A 452-nucleotide genomic window follows, 5' to 3' on the forward strand; every position below is an offset into this window, starting at 1 on the left:
GCCGTGCCGGCTGCGCCGCCGGCGGTTGAGCGGCCACCGGCCGCCGCGCCGGCCGTACCGCCGGAAGCGGTGATGCCCGACCCGGCCGTCGCCGAGCCGCAGCCGGCCCCGGCCGCGCCGGGCGCCCTCGACGCGGCAACCGTCCGGCGGTCCTGGGACCAGATCCTCGCCATGGTCGGCAACCGGAGCAAGCGAGCCGCCGCGGTGGTCCGCGAGGCGACGGTACGCGACGTCGACGGCGACGTGCTGGTGCTGACCTTCCGGCACAGCGTGCACGCCACCATGCTGTCCGCCTCGCCGGACCTGCTGCTCGAAGCCGTCTACGAGACGCTCGGGGTCCGGTGGCAGATCCGCTGCGAGACCGCCGGTGCGGCGTCCGGTCCGGCCCGGGCCAGCGCCGCCCGGTCGGGCCCGGCGTCGTCTCTTCTCCACCCCTTCCGCTGCCACCAATC

At 77.0% G+C, this 452-nt stretch carries 1 pseudogene; it reads left to right on the forward strand.

Annotation, left to right across the window (positions count from 1 at the left end):
• Nucleotides 1–452: pseudogene (locus tag ACXAHD_RS32360) on the forward strand (DNA polymerase III subunit gamma and tau); the annotation flags it as partial.

The sequence above is a fragment of the Micromonospora sp. ABR4_055 genome (assembly GCF_056160425.1).